The organism is Rothia sp. HMSC065D02 (genome assembly GCF_001815285.1).
Classification (GTDB): Bacteria; Actinomycetota; Actinomycetes; order Actinomycetales; family Micrococcaceae; genus Rothia; species Rothia dentocariosa.
On sequence record NZ_KV820092.1, the window covers coordinates 669470 to 687415 of the forward strand.

At 49.4% G+C, this 17946-nt stretch carries 17 protein-coding genes and 1 riboswitch; of the genes, 1 reads left to right on the top strand and 16 read right to left on the bottom strand.

All coding sequences use genetic code 11. The features are described 5' to 3' along the window. Positions 1–101: 101 nt before the first annotated feature. Together ribD and pnuC are read right to left on the bottom strand one after the other, a co-directional pair. Entirely contained in the window at positions 102–1349 is a 1248-nt protein-coding gene (gene ribD, locus HMPREF3016_RS10295) for a bifunctional diaminohydroxyphosphoribosylaminopyrimidine deaminase/5-amino-6-(5-phosphoribosylamino)uracil reductase RibD (protein ID WP_048751636.1), read from the bottom strand. Continuing rightward, on the bottom strand, positions 1346–2065 hold the full coding sequence (gene pnuC, locus HMPREF3016_RS10300; protein ID WP_070741961.1) for a nicotinamide riboside transporter PnuC: 720 nt from the start codon (positions 2063–2065) through the stop codon (positions 1346–1348). Before pnuC ends, ribD begins: the two co-directional genes overlap by 4 nt. Positions 2066–2188: 123 nt before the next feature. Next, positions 2189–2328: riboswitch (FMN riboswitch) on the bottom strand. A gap of 484 nt (positions 2329–2812) precedes the next feature. Between pnuC and HMPREF3016_RS10305 the strand changes: the two genes are divergently transcribed. Next, a complete protein-coding gene (locus tag HMPREF3016_RS10305; protein WP_070741965.1) occupies positions 2813–4288 on the top strand; it encodes a GH25 family lysozyme in 1476 nt (491 codons plus the stop codon). A gap of 208 nt (positions 4289–4496) precedes the next feature. Here HMPREF3016_RS10305 and fabF read toward each other — a convergent pair whose 3' ends face one another. The 14 genes from fabF to orn all read right to left on the bottom strand — a co-directional run bounded on the left by fabF (position 4497) and on the right by orn (position 17933). Then, positions 4497–5765 (bottom strand): beta-ketoacyl-ACP synthase II, encoded by a 1269-nt coding sequence (gene fabF, locus HMPREF3016_RS10310; protein WP_048751633.1) that lies wholly within the window; start codon positions 5763–5765, stop codon positions 4497–4499. Between the two features lie 88 nt (positions 5766–5853). Further along, positions 5854–6096, bottom strand: coding sequence for an acyl carrier protein (locus HMPREF3016_RS10315; RefSeq protein ID WP_004004541.1), 243 nt, complete (start codon positions 6094–6096; stop codon positions 5854–5856). Positions 6097–6298: 202 nt separating this feature from the next. Continuing rightward, entirely contained in the window at positions 6299–7324 is a 1026-nt protein-coding gene (locus HMPREF3016_RS10320) for a beta-ketoacyl-ACP synthase III (protein ID WP_070448639.1), read from the bottom strand. 56 nt (positions 7325–7380) lie between these two features. Beyond that, positions 7381–8280: an ACP S-malonyltransferase gene (locus HMPREF3016_RS10325; RefSeq protein WP_070741968.1), complete on the bottom strand. Its 900-nt coding sequence runs from the start codon at positions 8278–8280 to the stop codon at positions 7381–7383. A 294-nt stretch (positions 8281–8574) separates the two neighbouring features. Further along, the gene (locus tag HMPREF3016_RS10330) at positions 8575–9645 is read right to left on the bottom strand and encodes a tyrosine recombinase XerC (protein ID WP_083315916.1); all 1071 of its coding nucleotides are present in this window, start codon (positions 9643–9645) and stop codon (positions 8575–8577) included. A gap of 60 nt (positions 9646–9705) precedes the next feature. Next, positions 9706–11040, bottom strand: coding sequence for a DNA-processing protein DprA (gene dprA / locus HMPREF3016_RS10335; RefSeq protein ID WP_246828539.1), 1335 nt, complete (start codon positions 11038–11040; stop codon positions 9706–9708). 200 nt (positions 11041–11240) lie between these two features. After that, complete coding sequence (locus HMPREF3016_RS10340; protein WP_070741974.1) at positions 11241–12785, bottom strand: YifB family Mg chelatase-like AAA ATPase; 1545 nt, start codon at positions 12783–12785, stop codon at positions 11241–11243. Further along, positions 12785–13231, bottom strand: a complete 447-nt coding sequence (locus tag HMPREF3016_RS10345) for a YraN family protein (protein ID WP_239661838.1) — start codon at positions 13229–13231, stop codon at positions 12785–12787. The genes HMPREF3016_RS10340 and HMPREF3016_RS10345 overlap by 1 nt, the downstream gene beginning before the upstream one ends. 279 nt (positions 13232–13510) lie before the next feature. Then, positions 13511–13846 (bottom strand): DUF2469 domain-containing protein, encoded by a 336-nt coding sequence (locus HMPREF3016_RS10350; RefSeq protein ID WP_037230865.1) that lies wholly within the window; start codon positions 13844–13846, stop codon positions 13511–13513. Continuing rightward, positions 13846–14640 (bottom strand): ribonuclease HII, encoded by a 795-nt coding sequence (locus HMPREF3016_RS10355; protein WP_004004533.1) that lies wholly within the window; start codon positions 14638–14640, stop codon positions 13846–13848. The genes HMPREF3016_RS10350 and HMPREF3016_RS10355 overlap by 1 nt, the downstream gene beginning before the upstream one ends. Before the next feature lie 163 nt (positions 14641–14803). After that, the gene (gene lepB / locus HMPREF3016_RS10360; protein WP_048754298.1) at positions 14804–15934 is read right to left on the bottom strand and encodes a signal peptidase I; all 1131 of its coding nucleotides are present in this window, start codon (positions 15932–15934) and stop codon (positions 14804–14806) included. A 105-nt stretch (positions 15935–16039) separates the two neighbouring features. After that, positions 16040–16600: a signal peptidase I gene (lepB, locus tag HMPREF3016_RS10365; protein WP_239664683.1), complete on the bottom strand. Its 561-nt coding sequence runs from the start codon at positions 16598–16600 to the stop codon at positions 16040–16042. Positions 16601–16694: 94 nt separating this feature from the next. Next, positions 16695–17042, bottom strand: coding sequence for a 50S ribosomal protein L19 (gene rplS / locus HMPREF3016_RS10370; RefSeq protein ID WP_004004530.1), 348 nt, complete (start codon positions 17040–17042; stop codon positions 16695–16697). A gap of 255 nt (positions 17043–17297) precedes the next feature. Beyond that, a complete protein-coding gene (orn, locus tag HMPREF3016_RS10375; protein ID WP_048779816.1) occupies positions 17298–17933 on the bottom strand; it encodes an oligoribonuclease in 636 nt (211 codons plus the stop codon). Positions 17934–17946: the final 13 nt, after the last annotated feature.

Below are 17946 nucleotides of genomic sequence, written 5' to 3' on the forward strand. Positions count from 1 at the left end.
TTCCCCGAAATATCGTGCAGGTGCATACCGGAACGATCTCAAAGACGATGTTCCCTTTCCTACACTTTGTTTCCAGGAATTATGCGTAACTTTTGTAATTTTTATTCTCGTGGTTCTGGAAAATATTTGTGAGTGAAACGTGGGAGTACACGACGAATACCCGGCGTATTTTTTGCGGTACTGCGTGGGCTTGGTATCAGGTGCGTTGCGGTGTCTTCGCCTAAGACCCGAACTGCGGGAAGCATCCCGAGATCATCAAGCTGCAGACGAGGGGCATTTTCCAACGTGTTGGTAATAAGTCGGTACATTGCACTTTTACCGTGCCCCATGAGTATAGGAGCGCGGTACCAAACAAGTTCGTCAAGAAGATCTTCCCCGGTAAATAGACCAACCATTCCCGGTCCTCCCTCAATCATGAGGTGTCGCACCCCACGACTGTAAAGTTCGTCAAGAAGGACTCTGGGCTCGTGAGTGTAAACCTGCATGTAATTTTCTGGGTCTCTTGTACCTAGACCACACACTTTATAGGTGCTTGGTATATCTGTTTCTCCCATGACAACCCGTAAAGGCTGTTTCTTGTAGCGTTGCCCTGAGATATCACGGGCATCTAGTGAGGGATTATCAAGGAGTGTAGTGCGGGTTCCGATCATCACGGCGTCTGCGCGTTTTCGGATGAGATGCCCATCAGCACGTGCTTGTGAACCAGTTATCCATTTACTGGTGCCGTCTGCTGCCGCGATAAAACCGTCAAGAGTTGAAGCAGATTTAACGGTAATAAATGGTCGTTTTTCTGCGACCGAAATAAACCATCGTTCATTTAGCGAGTACGAGTCCTCAGCAAATTCTCGCATATACGTTGTTACGACTCCGTGAGAGCGTAAATATTCTGCTCCGCCAGAAGCCTGAGCGTTCCTATCTGGATATGCATAAAAGACCTGAGAAATTCCAGCTTCTTTGATAGCATGCGAGCACGGACCAGTTTTGCCTGTATGATTGCAGGGTTCTAGCGACACATACATTTTTGCATCGCTCATATCCGTGCCAGCCGCGCGGGCTTGAGCTAGGGCATCAGCTTCAGCGTGAGGGGTTCCTGCCCCGCGATGCCATCCAATATGCAGTACTTGACCGGCAGAGTTTGTAATAACCGCTCCAACAAGTGGGTTAGCCCCTCGTATACCCTGACGAGCGGCTTCTATAGCCAAACTCATAGCACGATCATCGGTCAATGCCCCTTCAGGGACCTTCACAGTTACCGAAGCGGGTATTCCTTGAAGATGACCGTACTCCGCAGCAGAATAGTCAAGATCATTTACGGGCGTATACATCTCAGGACCTAGATACGTTGTCATGATTTGCTCGATTCCACGTCAACAGTAATATCCGGAAATTGCGTTTGGACTCGGGTTTTTTCTGCACGATTCCGAGTACTCCACCATACGAAGAAGCCTACAAGAGTAAAGCATCCGTAGAAAACATACATCAGAGAGGTGGCATAGTAGCCTGCGCTCCAAAGCAGCGGAACACCAACAATATCAACAGCAACCCAAATTAGCCAGAACTCTACCCATCCTCGTGCCATACCATAGGTCGCTATAAGCGAACCGGTAAATATCCAAGCATCTGACCATACGGGCTCGTATGACCCTAGAGAACGAAATATTGGAGTTAACGCTATCGTGCCAAGAATAAGTACAGAGATAATGCTAAAACGTTCCAGCCTGGATGCCCATCGTGGAATTACAGCTGCCCCCTCGGCACGCGTTCCTTGAGCTCTGCAGGACTGCCGCCAACGATACCAGCCCCATACAGAAACAGTTATGAACATAACCTGGCGCCCAGCCTGACCAAGCATATTAATGGGGTTGGGGCTGCCGAAGAAGGCACCCATAAAAACGGTAAAAAGCAGCAGATTTCCGGCTATACCGATCGGCCATGCCCAGACTTTACGGCGCATTCCGCCCAAAGCTGAGGCTAAACCGAAAAGGTTACCTAAAACTTCGCGCACAAGAAGAATCTGGTCTCCAAACTGTATTTGTGCGTCGAAGAGCCACCGCAGAACGTTCACTGTTCCTCCCTTTCATCGTCATTGCGGCGACTCCGGGGAGAACAAAATGCATTGATTCCGGCAATTGCTGGAACATTAGATAACGGTTTCGAATATATACCGTGACCGCATCCCGTGCTTTCTGCTCGTGCTGCCTACCATCCAGACTGTACTGTCGGTACCGGAGTTGCACCGGTTCGGCCGTAAGCATCACAATAACTGATACGCACGGTTCGCGGACTGTCACCGCCGGTTCGGAATTTCACCGACCCCGGAGCACGATTACGGGTCAATTATGGCACACCACGCAAGATCGCCAAAAGCAGGTCTTGGAGAAGGCACCAGTACTTGCACATGTGTAGGTAAAGATATAACTAATTTATGTACATCTAAGTCTGTGATTTATATATTATACACTCTCATATAGAATGTATTGTTCACTCCCACCTGTTTATATTAAAAAACATAAAACCATTTTCGCCATATATGAGGTTTAACATATAATTTAATGATATTAAATCTGGAATATAAGGAATATTAATACCTGATGCTCAAAAAATACTCACAACCCCGAAAAACCATGCTACAAAGCAGCAGAATATTTGAAATTTATAGGAAATTATCTCTAGAATACATTTCGTTCATGCTTCCCCTGAAGAGCACGAACTGCAGTGCATTTTTAAGAATCGAAAAACTCATTCGTATTTTTAAATCATGCGCAGCACATATCACTCTCACATACACAACTAAATAAAATTGCAGGTAAACATGAAACTTTTTAACCGGCAAAAGTCTATTTCAAAGACCCTAGCAGCCGTTGGCGCTATGGTGCTGGCTCTAGGGACTATAAGCCCGGCAGTAGCTCATGAAAATACTTCTGATGCTTCTGCTACAGCTCAAATTCCCGCTCACGAGGAAATGAATACTCCAATGGGTGCAGGTGAGCGAGCTCGCCTTGCAGAGTCGCAATCCTCAACTCTTGGCAAGATCTCCCCTAATGCCACTTCCATGTGGACTCCCACAGGTGGGACCCTCGGTATGGACGTTTCTTCATACCAAGGAAATGTAGACTGGAACCGTGCATATAATATGGGCTCCCGTTTTGCATACACAAAAGCAACAGAGGGTAACTATTACACTAACCCTTACTTTGCTCAGCAATACAACGGTTCCGCACAGTCAGGTATGATTCGTGGTGCCTATCATTTTGCCAACCCACGCTCTACCTCTGGAGCTGAACAGGCACGCTATTTCGTCAGACATGGCGGTGGATGGAGTAACGACGGAATTACAATGCCCGGCCTACTCGATATTGAATACAACCCATATCCGAGTCTTGGCAACACCTGCTACAACATGAGCAGTGCCGATCTCACTCGGTGGATTCGTGATTTCATGGAGACCTACCGCAGCCTCACCGGTCGATATCCTATGATTTATACCGCTAATTACTGGTGGAGACAATGCGTAGGCGCAACAGAGTTCGGTAACCACCTCCTGCATCTGGCAAATTACAACTACTATCCCGGTCCTATGCCAGCCGGGTGGGGTAATTACGATATCTGGCAGTTCTCTTCTGAAGGACCTTTCGTTGGAGACTCGAATTTCTTCCCAGGTACGGTTCACGATTTACGTGCACTAGCCACCAACGCGGGGGCAAAGAACCGTTCATGGCATCCTCAACCCGCGCCCCGAGTAGAAACGGCTCCTAAGACCCGGTTCCGAGATGTTCCGCAGAGCTCGCCTTTCTATAAAGAAATTGAATGGTTAGCCAACGAGAAAATTACTACCGGTTGGCCGGATGGCACTTTCCGACCGGACGCAGGTGTAGAACGCGCTGCGATGGCAGCTTATTTCTACCGTATGGCGGGCTCTCCCCCGGTTAATCTTCCAGCACGTTCACCTTTCCGCGATGTAGCGCCTCAAGACCAGTTCTATCGCGAAATTGTCTGGATGCATCAGCAAGGTATCGCTACCGGTTGGGCTGATGGCACCTTCCGTCCGCACGATAGTGTCAACCGCGATGCGATGGCAGCTTTCTTCTACCGTTTTGCGGGGAAGCCAGCGGTGCCTGCAGGCCGTAATTTCTCAGATGTCGGAGCGAACAATCAATTTTATCGAGAAATTATGTGGCTCAAAGGTACTGGTATCGCTACCGGTTGGGCTGATGGCACCTTCCGTCCTTGGCAACCTGTTGAACGGGGTGCGATGGCAGCGTTTATCTACCGCTATAAGCACAAGTAAAATAGTCGCTTCTCATTAATAATCAGGGAGGATTCCCCACAAAACTGTGGGAATCCTCCCTGATATTATTACCCGCTGTACTTTCAGATATGACAGCTGCGTTAGGTATGCATACCTCACTGTTTTTCATGGCTTCAGCTGTACACAGATACGAAAAGGGCCTTCTCAGGTAATTCCTGAGAAGACCCCAATGCAGTATTATGCAGAGTTACTCAACAGAACGGAACGCGACGACTGCATTATGTCCACCAAAGCCGAAGGAATTCGAGATACCAACAATCTCTCCTTCAGGAAGCTCCCGTGCCTGTGTCACAACGTCAAGATCAATCTGCGGATCTTGGTTTTCCAGATTAATAGTAGCCGGAGCTTTGCGGTTGTAAATCGCCAATACGGTAAGCACTGCTTCAAGGGCTCCTGCACCACCCAAAAGATGCCCCGTCATAGACTTGGTTGCAGAAACAGCAATATTCTTTGTATGCTCACCGAAAGTAGCATGCATAGCAGTTGCTTCCGGTAGATCCCCCGCAGGAGTTGAGGTTGCGTGTGCGTTAATATGCACAACTGTAGCAGGGTCAATATCCCCATCTTTGAGTGCTTCACGCAGAGCTCGTGTGGCTCCTAGAGCATCAGGATCGGGAGCGGTTATATGGAAGGCATCAGCAGAGACACCGGTACCTGCTAGCTCGGCATAGACTCGCGCTCCACGGGCTCGGGCATGCTCCTCTGACTCAAGAATCATAGCCGCGGCACCTTCGCCCATCACAAATCCGTCACGATCCACATCATAAGGGCGTGAGGCTTTTTCGGGGTCATCGTTACGCGACGATAGTGCCTGCATACGCGCAAAGGCCGCTAACGGAAGAGGATGAATTGCTGCTTCGGAACCGCCGACAACAACCACATCTGCTTTACCTGTGCGAATCATATCGACCCCCAACTCCATAGCTTCCGTTGAAGAAGCACAGGCAGATACGACGGTTTGAGCAGCGGCGCGCGCTTTCAGGTTCATCGACACAGCGGCTGCGTTGCCGTTAGGCATTAACATGGGAACTGTCATGGGAAGAACCCTTCGAGGTCCTTTCTCACGCAATGTATCCCACGCATCAAGCAGGGTCCACACACCACCGATACCAGTACCAAATGCTACACCGGTGCGTAAGGGATCAACTTCTTCTGCGGATTCAGCGTCGGAACCCGAAAAACCAGCATCTTCCCAGGCTTCACGAGCAGCGATAAGTGCTAGCTGTCCTGAAGGATCTAAGCGCTTTGCTTCAACTTTGGTGAGTCGTTCTGACTCGTGAGCAGGCTCTGCGAGGCGCCCAGCGATGTAAACAGGCAAGCTGTATTCTTCTACCCAGGGCTCATCAATTTTAGTGATACCCGAGACGCCTGTAAGCGCATTTGCCCAGGTGGTGGGGACGTCGCCGCCAATAGGAGTGGTTGCGCCGAGACCGGTCACCAACACTTTTCGAGACATCTTCACACTTTCTTGGTTATATCGGTGGAGGGTGAAACTAGACAGGTGGGCGCGGTTACTTGCCCGCGCCCACCGTCGGCAGCCTAATTTAGGCTGTTTTTGCGATAAAGTCTACTGCGTCACCAACAGTCTTGAGGTTCTTGACCTCTTCGTCTGGAATAGTAACTTCGAACTTTTCCTCAGCGTTCACTACGATAGTCATCATCGAGATAGAGTCAATATCGAGGTCTTCGGTGAAGGACTTATCCAGCTGAACATCTTCAACTTCAACACCGGTCTCTTCGTTTACAATCTCAGCAAGACCTGCGAGGATCTCTTCTTTGTTAGCCATGAAGGGCTCCTTTGTCATAGAAGTGGTAGCACGCTCCTGGTTAAGAGCATGTGCATAATCGAGTTTATCGTGTCTGTGTAAGTATCTCACACAATAACCCCGAGTTTTTCAAATTCGTACTGTAAATCTAGTGTTTGCAGGTACGAATTTGAGCTATCTCATAAAAGTTATATTCAGATACCTTAAGAATGATCTCGATAACTTACGGAAGAACAACAACCTGTGCCGCATATGCAAGACCGGCCCCAAAACCAATCTGTAATGCAAATCTTCCAGAAAGTTCAGGCTGTTCCTGCAAAAGACGATGCGCTGCCAAAGGAACGGAGGCGGCAGACGTGTTACCAGCATCAGCAATATCTCGCGCAATAGCGACATTTTCAGGCAATTTCAGGGTTTTTGCCATCTGATCGATAATGCGAGCATTAGCCTGATGCGGAATTAATGCACCCAGCTCATCCGGAGTAATACCTGCCGATTCTAAAGCCTGCTGTGCAACTTTTGCCATTTCCCACACGGCCCAGCGGAAGACTGAAGGTCCATCTTGACGCAGGGTAGGCCAAATCTTTTCGTCTTCCTGCACGGGGTTAGCGACAAAATCACGGTTACGGATATCGAGGAGGGAATGGGTCATTCCAACAGTTCCCCAACGAGAGCCGTCTGATCCCCAAATAGTCGGGGCGATACCAGGCTCATCTGATACGCCAACAACAGCCGCACCCGCTCCATCTCCCAACAAGAATGAGATAGAACGTTCCGTATTATCTATAAAATCTGAGAGTTTTTCAACGCCTATCACGAGAACATTCTGCGCCATACCAGAACGAACCATAGCATCTGCCTGAGCTATACCATAGCAGAAGCCAGCGCAGGCCGCAGAAATATCGTAAGCAGGACACCGAGACCCAATGGCATCCGCAACCAGAACAGCTAGTGACGGAGTAGCATACGGATGGGAAATTGTTGAGATAATAACGGCATCAATCTGTTCACCCATCACGTGTGAGTTGGCGAGCGCATCATGAGCTGCTGCGATTGCAAGGTCATTAACGGTTTGGTTTTCGCTAGCTCGATGTCGGGTTGAAATCCCGGTACGCTGCTTAATCCACTCATCAGACGAGTTGATAGCTTCAACGATATCGTTATTATGAACAATCACCTCACCACGGGAAGCCCCATAGCCTAAAATGCGGGAGTAACGATTGTTCTCATATTGTTTGAGGGTAGTCACGTGTTTACTGTTCCTTGAGCTGTTTCTTCGTGGGTCTGATCTGATACGCCTTAAACCTATACACCAAATTTTTCGAGGTCTTCAGGAGCGTTAACGGCGGTGAAAGGTACACCACGCATTGCGCGTTTTGCCAATCCGACGAGGGTTCCTGCAGGTGTTACCTCAATAATATCGGTGACTTCGTCTTGCAACATCTGAGCCATACACAGATCCCACCGCACAGGGTTTGTAACCTGCTTGACGAGAGAATCGAGAAATTCCTGTCCGGTAGCGACCACAGAGCCATCGCGATTACTCAAAATTTTGTGCTTTGGATCTTCAACCGTGATCGTGTCTGCAAATTTCTTGAGTGGTTCCACGGCCGGGGCCATAGCTTCTGTGTGAAAGGCACCAGCAACTTTAAGCGGAATAACACGAGTACGAGCCGGTGGATTCTCAGTGAATTTTTCAAGAGCGTCAAGTGCGCCTGCTGCAACGATTTGTCCACCGCCATTGGAGTTGGCTGCAACCAGCTGCGCCGCTTTAATTGCTTCACGAACCTCTTCTTCATCGCCGCCCAGGACTGCTGCCATACCGGTTGGGGATGCAGTGGCGGCTTGGGCCATGCCGGTGGCACGAACGCGAATAAAACGCATAGCATCTTCATCGCTAAGAATTCCAGAAAGCGCAGCTGCTGTAATTTCTCCTACGGAGTGCCCTGCGAAAAGTAAATTCTCTGTTCCTAGACGAGCAAGCGTTAGACGCCCGGTGACAATACCTGCAGCAACAATCAAAGGCTGGGCAATAGCGGTGTCTTTAATAGCCTCTTCCTCGGCTTCGGTGCCGTAATGGATAAGGTCAAGCTCTGCTGCTTGTGAGAGACGCTCAAAGTGTTCACGAACTCCAACAATCTCAAGCCAAGGAGTGAGAAAACCCTTTTTTTGAGATCCTTGACCGGGGCAGACAATAGCGTACATTCTTGACCTTTCAAATAGCTCATGATGCTCTCGCGTATAGTATTCTATCGCTTTATCATCGTACGGAGTAGCTCAAATGCCACATATTATTGATAAACGCTCCAGAGATATTCTACTCATCTTTTGTCTTAGCCGGTATATTCCATAAGCGCCCACCACAGGCTCCGCTGGATATTGGTCTTGATATCTTATGCCTTCTAGATACCAGCTACTTCTTGTAACGTCATCATTTTTCGCTTACCGCGCAGGGCAGGCACACGAAAAACTTCAATAGCCTTTTCCGCTTCCGTACACTCAAGCTCGCGGATGAGCACGAGTATAGGTATCTGCTAAACGTTTCATGGAGACATGGGTATAGATCTGTGTCGTTGAGAGCGATGCGTGCCCTAACAGCTCTTGAACGGTACGAATGTCTGCCCCTCCGTCAACAAGATGAGTTGCAGCAGAATGACGAAGGACATGTGCCCCTGAAACCTCGGTATCCTCAAGTGTACGTAGGATTCGGCTAATATCTTCACGAATTTGTCGAGGGTTTGCACGTTTGCCGCGTGGCCCTATAAACAGGGCAGTTACATCGCGTGAACCTTTGGCTATCCAATACGGGCGCCCTATTTTGACCCACTGTGAAAGAACTTTCATCGCGGGGGTTCCCAATGGTACAACACGTTCTTTATTACCTTTACCGATAACGCGAACCGTCTTATTAGCTCGGTCTATACTCGATAGATTCAAGCCTGTAAGTTCTGAGATACGCATACCCGATGAGTACAGAACCTCTAGAACAGCCCAAAGCCTCAGCATCCGGATATCCTGCGGATTTTCGCGGCATCGCAGTGCTACGGTGTCCAAAACGGAGCTCATTTGTTCCTGGCTCAGGACAGCAGGAAGATGTCGGTCGCGCTTAGGCGTACTCATTCCCCGGGTAGGATTTTCTGTGATGAGTTCTTCCTCATGAGCCCAGCTGAAAAAAGTGCGCAGGGTCGAACCACGTCGAGCTACAGTTGTCTTGGCATTTTGTTTTAGGTGCATAGACCCCAGCCATTCACGGATAAGCTGCAGGTTTATATCTTCAACACGGCTAATTCCCCGTCGTCCGATAAAACCGAAAAACCCGTAGAGATCAGATATGTACGATCGGATAGTCTCTTCGGAACGATACTTCTCGTACCTGAGATAACGTTCGAAATGCTCGACAATAGGTAAAAATACTTCTCCAGATAAGACGGGAGCAAGGTCTGGGGCGGGGTCCTGCTGGCTTGCTGACATGGGGAGGGTAGGGGCTAATGAACTTTCCGGTAGAACTGCATCGGGCATAGGTAAAGTCTTTGAAAGCTCTTTATTATCATCCCAAAATGCTGCTGTCATTTCTCCTTCCTCCTTTCTGTCCCTATCTCTTCTGCGAGGTTAGCAAGTCCATGTACTAAGCTATGATGCTGAGCGAGCTTCCTGCCGTATTTTACGCCACCCGAACCCATCGGTTTCTGCCAGACCTTGTTGCGCCAATTGGCTCAGTTCTACCATAGTACCGCGCAAAGGCAAGCCGATGTGGCCCGCAAGTTCCTCCGCCGATCGGTAGGTCCGTGGGGACATCATGTCCCAAAGCCGTCCCTGCGCCTCCGACATGGTATCGAGAATTGTGCTTTGCTCGTGATCATGACTTTGCTTTTCTTCCTGCAGAGCATCGAACCCTTCACGAGCTTCCAGAATATCTTGTATCTCGCTCAGGATACGAGCATAGCCATCCCGAATAAGCCTGTGACAACCTACAGAGTTCGGAGAGTTAATATTCCCTGGAACAGCCCAAAGTTCCCGTCCGATTTCAAGTCCGTGCCGGGCGGTGTTGAGGGCGCCCGACCTCCAACGTGCTTCTACCACCACAATGTCGTGTGAAAGGGCGGCAATAAGACGGTTACGCTCTAGGAATCTCCACCGTGTGGGGGTATTTCCAATAGATACTTCGCTCAGAATAAGGCCTTCCTCCACAATACGGTGCAAAATCTCGCTGTTCTGCACGGGATAGAAATGATCCAGGCCTCCAGCCATGAGCGCAATCGTAGGAACCGCAGAACTTCCTGCGGCAAGCGCAGCACGATGGGCAGCCACATCAATGCCATAAGCCCCACCGGAGATAATAATGTGACTCTTCTGCGCTAATTCGTGTACTAAATATGATGTTGCATCAGCACCGTACACACTCGCATCGCGCGAACCAACGACCGCAACACATTTCTGAAAATACTCTGTTAGTATCCGTAATTTTGCGGGATCACCCTTGCCCCACAGACCATACGGAGTTTCATCCCCTAAATCTTGAAGGTGGTTAGGCCAAAAATCATCAACAGGGGTTACAAGCCATATACCGCAAGATACCGCCATAGCGCATTCACGTCGAGGTTCAAATCGCTGACGTCCCTGCCATCTCCTACGCTTCTTCGCGATACCACGAGTAAAGTCCTCATAGCTCATGGAATGCTGACCGGGTGTATAACTGACCCCTGCGGCACGAAGTACATCGGCAATTTCTTCGCTGGGTTCTCCCCCATTCCACCACGTTTCCGTCATTCCTTCCGGATTAGTCACGCAATACAAAGTAAGCGGAGCCCCCAAAGTTTTTAGTCCCTCAACGATCAGAGGATCCGCAGGATCAGCAAAGCGCATAATAAGGGCGGTACATAACCGAATATAGGCTCGCACCTGGCGTATCCGTTCTTCCGGTTCCAGGTTTTCCTCAAATAGCAGCTCGGCTTCTTCATCCTGCAACTTCGCATTTATTCGCCACTGAAACGGTGTTGAACTTTCAAAAGGCTCCGGGATGTACGCTTGGTCTAGGCTTTCAAGCTCTTTCCGGCGATACATCATTAGCTGTTGAAAATATGTATGGTTTTCTACGTCTAAAAGTACGTCTGGCATGATAGTTATCTCTTCACTATGCTCGTTTATTCCATCAACGTGGATAATTTTTATAGCCCTTGATGCCCACCCTGCTGCCGCAGGAATAAAGCCACATCAAGATGTTCCTGTTGGGGTGAGGTCGTGCCGTCTAGGTCGCTCAGAGTCCATGCGGTGCGTAACACGCGATCGTATCCGCGCGCTGTTAAAGTGCCCCGGTCTACGGCTCGGTTAAGACCTTGTACCAAGGTTGAGTTCAGCCGAAGCGGTCCACGTAGAATTTTTCCATTCGTCTCAGCGTTAACCCGTAACCCAAAGGGAGATAATCTTTCCACCTGGGCAGCACGAGCTGTGATAATCCTTTCTCGAATGCTACGAGAACTTTCCCCGCGTTCTTGGCTAGCAAGCTCGGCGGAGGATACTTTAGGAACCATCAGATTGAGGTCTATACGGTCAAGAAGTGGTCCCGATAAACGGCTGAAATATGAGCGTCGCTCACGAGGGGTACAGGTGCAATCAGCACCGGTACCTACGTTCATTCCACAAGGGCAAGGGTTGGCAGCAAGAACTAATTGAAACCGGGCCGGGTAAATTGCTGAGGCCGCAGCTCGATCAAGAACTATTTCTCCGCTCTCCAAAGGCTGGCGCAACGAATCGAGCACTGTACGTTTAAACTCTGGAGCTTCGTCCAGAAAAAGTACTCCGCGATGGGCTTTTGAAACGCAACCCGGTCGCGGGATTCCGCTGCCTCCTCCCAAAATAGCGGGTGCAGATGCGCTATGGTGCGGAGCTTCAAAAGGCGGTATACGCACTAGTTCGCTCAAAGATGCGTCCGATGAGCAGAGCGATTGAATCGCTGTTACCTCCATAGCTGCTTCATCATCAAGAAGAGGCAGAATAGTAGGAAGCCGCTCTGCCAGCATTGTTTTCCCTGATCCGGGGGGACCCTGCAATAAAATATGATGTCCCCCGGCGGCAGCAATTTCGAGGGCAAATCTTCCCTGTTGTTGCCCCGCAACATCAGACATATCAGCTAATACCGCAGTATGCGCAGAAGGATTCGGAGTCACCGACTCAACCGGCGCTGGTGGATATTTCAGGTTCTCTGTGCTCGCTCCGAAAGCAGAGAATACTTCTGCCAAACACCGAAATCCGGCAACCTGAATTCCCGGAATTAACGACGCCTCTGCAACATTGGCGTGGGGCACCACTACGCGCGAGTGCCCCGCATCAGCGGCAGCTTTTACAGCTGGCAGTATGCCAGGAACGGACCGCAAAGAACCGTCGAGCCCTAGCTCCCCAAGAAAAACGCAATCACCGCTAGGATTTAAATTTCGTTCAGCTTGCAGAGCCGCGATTACCATCGCAAGATCAAACCCAGAGCCACGCTTAGGCAGTGTTGCGGGTGTTAGGTTAATGGTGAGTCTATGCTGTGTTAGCGAAATACCCGAGTTCTTAGCGGCAGAGCGAACACGCTCTTTAGATTCGTTAAGAGCTGTATCAGGAAGACCCAAGAGCACAAATCCGGGAAGCCCTTGAGAGACATCCGCCTCAACATCAACGATATGGCCGTGAAGCCCAACCAAAGCTACCGAATACGTACGTGCAAACCCCACTACGCCACCCCCATCAAGTGTTCGAAGGTGAACTTTTCAGGAGTTCCTGTCACCGCAATAGCATCAACACGAAAATGCCCAAAATCAAGGTTCTCGCGTAGACGACACCATAGTATAGCGAGTTCACGTGTGCGTTTAGTCTTATCACCATTGATAGCTTCAAAAGGATGCCCGTACTCTTCTGAGGATCGAGTTTTAACTTCGACAAAAGCCAGCTCGTCCTGGGGAGTAATAGCAATAAGATCTAGCTCTCCCCGCAGCGGAATATCTAGCCCTGCGGGCGGACGCCAATTACGTTCCAGAATCCGGTACCCATTAACACTAAGAATCTGGGCAACTAGGTCTTCGCCCCAGCGCCCCACCCGATGTGCCTTCGCAGGTCTACGAATCCAGCTTGGCTTTCCCAGTGTGCGGCTCGATGGCGTGCGCGACGTTATAGCGGTCATAGTGGCTCCTCATGAGAACACCAAAACTCATGCGAAGCTCACTAGCTCCCCAGATTCTTGGCGCATAGCAGATGTTCTTGCCTCTACTATGACCGCTGTATCCATAGTACGCGGGCTCTACTCTGAGATTTGTGGAAAACCTAAGGGAGTGGGACACTTTTCTTTGTTATCCACAGCGATTTATGCGAAAACTTCCTATTAACCCCCAAAAATTTGAATCTGAGAGCCGGCTATAAACCGCTATATTAAGCTCAGTCTTCTGCCGCGCTACGGTCGCTTTTATCCTAAATCATCGGGGAGATCAGCAATTTCTGGCACCGTAAAGTCCTGATTTGGCAGCCGTTCTTCAACATTTACGTCACGAGTCGAAAAAGCTCGAACATTCTTGACGAACCGATTAGTGCGAAAAACATCCCACACCCACACATCATTCATCACGACCTCAAAGTATATGGTTCCCTCCCGGATCTGAGGCGTTACATCGACCTTATTTGCGAGATAAAACCGGCGGTCCGTTTCAATGGCATAGCTGAATAGCGACATAACATCTTGGTACTCTCGGTACAATGCCAGTTGAGCATCGGTCTCATAATTTTCCAGTTCTTCTGCACTCATTAACTTTCCCCGTCTTCCCCCAAAATTTTCAATACTTCGCTGCGACCGATACGTGTATTCGTCAGCTGTTCTTCCGTAGCCGGTAATGACCATGAAAGACGATGGTAAATGCTAGGTCCATATTCACTAATAGCCTGACGATGCGCAACAGACCCATACCCCTTGTTCTTCACCCAGCCGTAGTGTGGGTTCTCTGCCGATAAGGATTCCATAAAGGCGTCACGATCGACTTTGGCAACCACCGATGCGGCAGCTATAGAAGCGCACTGATAATCGCCCTTAATAATCGTGGTGACTGGGCCACTCCAACCTTTTTCTACGGCCGAGTTAGCACCGTTCCATACACGGTGAAGCAATTCCTCATACCGGCGATGTACAGGGTCCATAGAGTCGAATAGATTCTCAGGCGGCGGGCTAAGCCAATCGTGTTTTCCGTCCAAAAGCGCAGCCTCCGGGTATAAACCGCGATACGCCAGATCGGCGAGTGCTCGCTGCGCCGCCAGTCGCAGTGCGTAGGTCATTCCTAAAACGTCTATTTCGGCGGGTGTAGTGTGCCCAATAGCGTAGGAACACCATTTTTGGATGCGCGGTATGAGAGCTTCACGGCGTTTTGGGGTTAGAGCTTTTGAATCCGTGAGTCCTTCAAGTATCCGCTGATTTTGTTGGTCTAACACGGCAACACCTACGCTTACGGGGCCTGCTAATGCTCCACGTCCGACTTCGTCGAGACCAGCGATCAAGCGATACCCTGCGGTAAAAAGTTTTTGTTCATGCTCAAGATTCGCGCTATGCATGTGTAGTCTTATCTTTCCACGTGAAAATGCAAACGGACGAGGGGCTTGGTATCGCCTATATAAATATCGTGTATATGAGATATACAGTTTTATAGGTACGAGGTGGAATAGGATTTTCTTCCTATTCCACCTCGTGAATGGGCAATATGTTCGCGCTGGTCAATTACGGGTTAGGGACCGAGTCGAAGACCTTCTTTTCGTCATCCAACATTCCGAAGTGGTTCAGCGGCCAGGCGATGACGAAAACTGTTCCCGCTATGTCATCTCGTGGGATGAAGGCGTGCCCGTCGGCAATGTGAAACCGGGAATCGGCAGAGTTATCGCGGTGGTCGCCCATCATAAAGTACTTTCCTTCGGGTACCGTCACCTTAAAGGGAATGTCTGAGGGGTTTGACCCGGGATGTAGATAGGGTTCCGTGATCTCGACACCGTTAACCTTGATCTTTCCGCTGCCATCACTTTCTACCGTATCACCGGGCAGACCAATAACTCGTTTCACCAAGTAGTTTGAGGATGTGTCGGGCAGAATGCCAACAAAGGTAAGTCCGTCGGAAATGGGGTTGGAGTTCTTCTGTCCTGAGGGAATCCAGCCCTGTGAGTCTTTAAAGACAACAACATCACCACGTTTGGGGTCATTGAAATACGATCCAGCAACGTTAATGAAGACCCGATCGTTAACCTGCAGAGTATTTTCCATAGACCCTGAGGGAATGTAAAAGCCGCGAATCAGGAATGTTTTAATAACGAAAGCAATAATCAGAGCATAAAGGATGATCGTGCCTGTTTCACGAACTTGAGTCCAAGCCCATTCGCTTACTCGACCCTCAGCTTGCGCCTGTTTGAGGGTCAAAGCCTGTTTCTCTTTTTTCCTTCGCTTCTTTTCTTCTTTAGCGCTGAGAGCTGGAGCGGGTTGTTCTGTCTCTGGTTCTTCCTCATCAGCTTCTATGTCTTCCGTATATTCTGCCTCATCATTACCATCATATTCGGAAAGATAATCGTCATATTCAGCCGAGGCTTCCTCAAAATCTACTGGTTCTTCCTCATATTCCGGATATTCCACATACTCTGAGGCATCATATTCTTCCGGTTCATACACATCCTGCTCGTCTTCATAAGCATAATCCGTGTACTCGCCCTCTGGATCGTCTTGCGACTCAATGTACGACTGTTCTTGCTCTTCATAGACCAGGCGCTCTTCAAGCTCCCGGCGCTCACGGCGGCTCCGCGGCTGATAGTTAGCTGGGACGGAGTTCTCATCGCGTGATGAACGTGACGAGCCGTACTGGTTAGCCATATCGAAGACCTTTCTAGGGGCGAATGGTTCTTAGCTATTGTATAGGTGTCTGCCCTTCAAATGCAGTTTATTTGGGGGTTTTACGCCTGTAGACATACACAGATGTCAAAAATGGAGACGAAAATCCACGGTTCCAATAATCTTATCGGTTCGGATTAGCCCTCCACCAGGTGCTCCTAGCAAAGACCTAGAGTCAACTGATACCGAGCGATGATCACCCATGACCCACATGCGTCCGTGCGGTACTACAACGTCAAATTTTGTGGTTGAAGGTGAGTCTTGTGGGTAGATATAAGGCTCGTCTAGAGGCTCTCCGTTGAGAGTTATCTTTCCTTGGTCGGTGCAGCAGGATACGGTATCGCCCTCAAGTGCAATCACTCGTTTAATGTAAACGGTTTCTGTAGGGGCTAAACCCAACCACTGACCTGTGTGTTTTACTGGGTCGTTCCAGAACCCATCCCCTGATTTATAAGGCGACAGTGAACCGGCACCATCGAAAACGACAATATCGCCTCGATGTATGTGGGAGCTATCAGACAGCTTCGAGACTAAAACACGATCCCCGGGCATATAGGTAGGTTCCATAGAGTTAGATGGAATGTAGTAAACATCCGCTATAAAGGTACGGATGCCCAGCATAATGCATAGTGCAAGAGCGCAAGCCACAAGAACAAGGCGCCATCCCCTAACGGAATGACGCCTTATCTGAGGTTCTGCCGAAGAATCGGCTAACTCCATATGTATAAGACCTTGATATGTCTTAGAACTCGCGCTTCTCGCGGATACGAGCTGCCTTACCGTGGCGATCACGCATATAGTACAGCTTGGCACGGCGAACATCGCCGCGGCTAACAAGCTCAATCTTCTCAATTACCGGGGAGTGCACCGGAAAAGTACGCTCAACACCAACACCGAAAGAAATCTTACGCACGGTGAAGGTTTCGCGAATACCAGCGCCCTGGCGTCCAACAACAAAACCTTTGAAAACCTGAACACGGCGGTTCTTACCCTCAACAATGTTCACATGAACGTTCAGAGTGTCACCGGGTGCAAATTCGGGAATATCGTCACGAAGGGACTTCTTGTCGAGGAAGTCAAGAGTTTGCATGTGTTGTTCTCCTGAGTCATCTGCCGCAGGTCAAATAGACTCGATTAAATCTATCGTCCAAGGTGGTGGATAGAAGTTCTAATAACTTAGAACATGATTGATGTTCTAAGGTTCGCACTGTTATGGTCGCTCTTCCCCCTACGGCAGGGGCGTGCCCAGCGCAAACACAGTTTTTTATTATGGCAGATGCTGCAGCGGTGGGCAACTACGAGCTTCTATCGAAGCACGTTTTCAGAGCCTAAGAGGGCGTATCTCTTACGCCTTTTCAAGAGTCTGACGTTCCACTTCTACGTCGCGAGCTATACGAGCTGCGGTAATCGCATCCGGCGCATCTGGAACAAAAATTGCGCGACGGTAGTATTTGAGTTCATCAATCGAGTCTTTGATATCTCCAAGAGCACGGTGGTTTCCGGTCTTAACTGGCGCATTATGACGAGCAGCCGGGTACCAGCGAGCAGCGAGTTCTTTGATCGTCGATACATCAATTACGCGGTAGTGCAAATGCTTCATAAGATCTGGCATATCGCGCTCCAAAAAGCGTTTATCCATGCCGACTGAATTTCCGCCCAACTGCGCTTTGCCCGCTACAGGAACATACTTCTTGACGTATTTAAGAACTGCTTCCTGCGCTTCATGCATAGATACGCCGTGTTCAAGGTCCTCTAGCAGCCCCGAAGACTCATGCATATTTCGCACATAGCTATTCATGTTCTCGAGAGCGCCAGCGGGTGCCTCAGAACCGGGTTTGATCACGAGCTCCACGCCTTCACCCAAAATATTGAGGTCAGAATCCGTCACAAGAACACCTATTTCAATCAGTGCATCCTGTGTAAGATCGAGCCCGGTCATTTCGCAGTCAATCCATACAATACGTTCACTTGAAATACTCACGCTTTAACTCTAC

Excerpts from the sequence above, each read along its gene's own strand:
- ribD (WP_048751636.1), bottom strand. The coding sequence starts at position 1,349 with ATGACAACGTATCTAGGTCCTGAGATGTATACGCCCGTAAATGATCTT.
- HMPREF3016_RS10305 (WP_070741965.1), top strand. The coding sequence starts at position 2,813 with ATGAAACTTTTTAACCGGCAAAAGTCTATTTCAAAGACCCTAGCAGCC.
- fabF (WP_048751633.1), bottom strand. The coding sequence starts at position 5,765 with ATGTCTCGAAAAGTGTTGGTGACCGGTCTCGGCGCAACCACTCCTATT.
- HMPREF3016_RS10315 (WP_004004541.1), bottom strand. The coding sequence starts at position 6,096 with ATGGCTAACAAAGAAGAGATCCTCGCAGGTCTTGCTGAGATTGTAAAC.
- HMPREF3016_RS10325 (WP_070741968.1), bottom strand. The coding sequence starts at position 8,280 with ATGTACGCTATTGTCTGCCCCGGTCAAGGATCTCAAAAAAAGGGTTTT.
- HMPREF3016_RS10330 (WP_083315916.1), bottom strand. The coding sequence starts at position 9,645 with ATGACAGCAGCATTTTGGGATGATAATAAAGAGCTTTCAAAGACTTTA.
- HMPREF3016_RS10345 (WP_239661838.1), bottom strand. The coding sequence starts at position 13,231 with ATGACCGCTATAACGTCGCGCACGCCATCGAGCCGCACACTGGGAAAG.
- HMPREF3016_RS10350 (WP_037230865.1), bottom strand. The coding sequence starts at position 13,846 with ATGAGTGCAGAAGAACTGGAAAATTATGAGACCGATGCTCAACTGGCA.
- HMPREF3016_RS10355 (WP_004004533.1), bottom strand. The coding sequence starts at position 14,640 with ATGCATAGCGCGAATCTTGAGCATGAACAAAAACTTTTTACCGCAGGG.
- lepB (WP_048754298.1), bottom strand. The coding sequence starts at position 15,934 with ATGGCTAACCAGTACGGCTCGTCACGTTCATCACGCGATGAGAACTCC.
- rplS (WP_004004530.1), bottom strand. The coding sequence starts at position 17,042 with ATGCAAACTCTTGACTTCCTCGACAAGAAGTCCCTTCGTGACGATATT.